This window comes from Candidatus Desulfolinea nitratireducens (assembly GCF_982879505.1).
Genome location: NZ_CEYOSI010000320.1, coordinates 1 through 2,851, shown reverse-complemented (window position 1 = coordinate 2,851; position 2,851 = coordinate 1). Strand labels below are relative to the sequence as shown.

Sequence of the window (2,851 nt, the reverse complement as noted above, 5' to 3'; positions counted from 1 at the left end):
ATGCCCGAACTACCAGAAGTTGAAACGATTGTCCGCAAATTACGTTCTGAGTTGGTGGGGCGAAAGATCGAATCCGCCGAACTGCTCTGGGAGCGGACTCTTGCGACGCCTTCACCTGCTGATTTCATTGCAAGCATTTGCGGCCAGTCAATAGAATCCCTTTCACGCCGCGCGAAATATATTGTCCTGGGCCTGACAGTGGACAGCCTCCTCATCCACCTTCGGATGAGTGGCGATCTGCTTATCCGCAATGCTGATGAACCTGTTGAAAAGCATGATCGTTTGATTTTGCATCTCTCTGATGGACACTATCTCGCCTTTAGCAATATGCGTAAATTTGGACGGGTCTGGCTCACCCCCAGCCCGGAGGATATTCTTGGTAAACTTGGCCCGGAACCACTGGACGAAAACTTTACGGTTGAAATGCTCTACGAGCGTTTGAGACAACATAAACGCCAGATCAAGCCCCTGCTTCTCGATCAGAATTTTCTTGCAGGAATGGGCAATATCTACACCGACGAAGCATTACATTTGGCAGGATTGCATCCGCTCACAAAATCAGATTTAATTAGACGGAAGCAAGCTGAAATCCTGTGGCGAAACCTCCGTGAAGTTCTCGAGGAGGGCATCCGCCGCAACGGCACATCGATAGACTGGATCTATCGCGGCGGCGATTTTCAAAATTACCTGCATGTTTATGGGCGCAAAGATGAACCCTGTCTCAACTGTGGGACGCCCATCCAGCGCATTACAGTTGGACAGCGCGGCACACATTTTTGTCCGAAATGCCAGCCGCTAAAAGGAGCATAACGATGGAATTTGATTTGAAAACAATCGGAATCTATATAGGGATATGGTTGCTGGGGTATATATTGGGGTTGGTTGAATCCAGGATCAGGCAAAAAAGGAAGGCGAGAAAAGAAGAACCAATTAAAGCTCCTGAGCCAACCGAAGCTCCTGAGCCAATCGAAAAAATCGTCTATCTCCCCTCACCAGATGAGGAGGTGATTTACGCTCTGGCCTTAAAAGAAGGTGAATCCGGCGCGCTGGAGATCAAATTGGATGGTGAATGGCTGGAAAACCGTTTGGCTGTTTCTCCCGATCAGCAAAAGCGGTTGGTGAACCTGGTTGTGGCGCTTCGCCCATGGGTTGCAGCCAATCCCGCTCTCGCAGAACCGATCGTTTCCGCCAAACCAATCTCAACACCTTCGCCAATCCCTCAGGCCACCGCAGAGTCGGTCTCTAAGCCGAGTGATGAGGATAAAGGTCCACCAGCATCGACTTTAAGCATGGTTAAACAAATCGACAAAATCCTGCAAAAAAATCTTGATGGACATCCATTAAAAAATATGGGCATCCGTTTGCAGGAATCGATCACTGGCGTGGTGAATTTTTACGTTGGGTTGACGCGCTATGAGTTTATTGATGAGATTCCGGATAAGGATGTGCAGGCATTCATCCAGAAAGCCATCGCCGAATGGGAAGAAAACGCTACGCCGCGCTAGGTAGATGATCCTCCAGGCAGCGTGCTGTCAGGATGGGGCAATTTACCGCTTCTGCGATTTCTGCGGTCACATTGGGTGCATATAGTTGACGTAAGCTGGTATGGCTGAATATTGACCCCATGCAGACAAGATCGTAATCGTTTTCTTCCAGTTCCCCTATAATTTGGTTAACCACGTTCCCGTGCCGCACCGTGACGTGGGTCTGCACGCCCTTTTCCTGGGCATATTGCTGCGCCTTTCGCAGCTCCTGAGCAGGTGGCGTATCAGTATCAAGCAGGTGATTCCAATTATTTTGCATCTCTTTCACTGGAGGGTAATCCAAATTTACAGGAGGGACTACATGCAAAAGTGTTAGCACGGCTTGAGTCTTCGCGGCGATATTAATTGCGTATTCTCTAGCCAGATGCGCATGCCCCAATCCCCCAAGGCAGACTAAAATCTTCTTAATCGGCAGCTTCGCCTTTTGCATATAGAGAATTGGCACCCCGACATCTTCTAAAATTTGCCGGAAAGTACGCCCAAGTAGCCAATGGCGAAACCTGGAACGCCCCAAAGGTCCCACAACGAGCATTTCCGCATTCGTCCACACCATTTCTCGAAGTACATCTTCCGTTTCGCCATCTACCAATTGCAAATCGTATTCTATCCCTTCTTTTCCGAAGAAGGTTACTGCTCGGCTGAATATATCCTGCACGGGATGTTCATCGTTGGTGTCTTCGATAACCCCTAGCAAAGTTAGCGACATGGAGAAAGTTTTTGCCATCCATGTACTGTATTCGATTGTCGGCCAAGCTTCCGGGCATCCATTGGTTGCGAGCAAGATTTTCTTTTTCATCGTAATAAGACCACTCCTAGAATCCCCGCCCCGATTAATACAAACGGAGACGGGATATTAAGCAAAAGCGCGGCTAAACTTAATGCGGCAATTAAGACCGTGCGCTTTTTTATTGCCTTTGTTATGTCATTACGGAATATTTTCCAACCGATCATGAGCATCAACATCGCTACAGCAGGGGTCATGCCGTCAATAAAGTTGGTTAACCAGATTTTACCCTGTACTTTTTCAAGCATTGACACAGCAGCCAACATCAGAAGCGTAGGTGGCAAAATGGATCCAAGCAGGGCGGCGCTCATCCCACTCATCCCTCCGGCTGAGTAACCCACAAACATGGCGAGCTTTAAGGCTTCGCTCCCCGGCAGCACATTGGAAAAACCAACCGCTTCAATAAATTCAGACTCGGTCATTGTCTCAACAATAGCTTCTTTATAAAGCAGACCAATCGAAGCAGGTCCTGATGTACTCAATGTATTGACCTTGAGAAAAAGCCAAAACAATTTCAACCAAG

Annotated in this window: 4 protein-coding genes; 2 read left to right on the top strand and 2 right to left on the bottom strand. The window is 48.2% G+C overall.

All coding sequences use genetic code 11. The features are described 5' to 3' along the window. Positions 1-810 (top strand): DNA-formamidopyrimidine glycosylase (gene mutM / locus AC3DOM_RS17220; protein WP_487920269.1); only part of this gene is annotated, 810 nt, incomplete at its 5' end. A 2-nt stretch (positions 811-812) separates the two neighbouring features. Then, positions 813-1,505 carry a hypothetical protein gene (locus tag AC3DOM_RS17215; protein WP_487920268.1) on the top strand — a complete coding sequence of 231 codons (693 nt, stop codon included), beginning with the start codon at positions 813-815 and terminating at the stop codon, positions 1,503-1,505. Here the strand turns inward: AC3DOM_RS17215 and AC3DOM_RS17210 are convergent. After that, on the bottom strand, positions 1,492-2,340 hold the full coding sequence (locus tag AC3DOM_RS17210) for a universal stress protein (RefSeq protein WP_487920267.1): 849 nt from the start codon (positions 2,338-2,340) through the stop codon (positions 1,492-1,494). The two genes, AC3DOM_RS17215 and AC3DOM_RS17210, sit on opposite strands and share 14 nt — an antisense overlap. Beyond that, positions 2,337-2,851 (bottom strand): chromate transporter (locus tag AC3DOM_RS17205; RefSeq protein WP_487920266.1); only part of this gene is annotated, 515 nt, incomplete at its 5' end. The genes AC3DOM_RS17210 and AC3DOM_RS17205, both read right to left, overlap by 4 nt.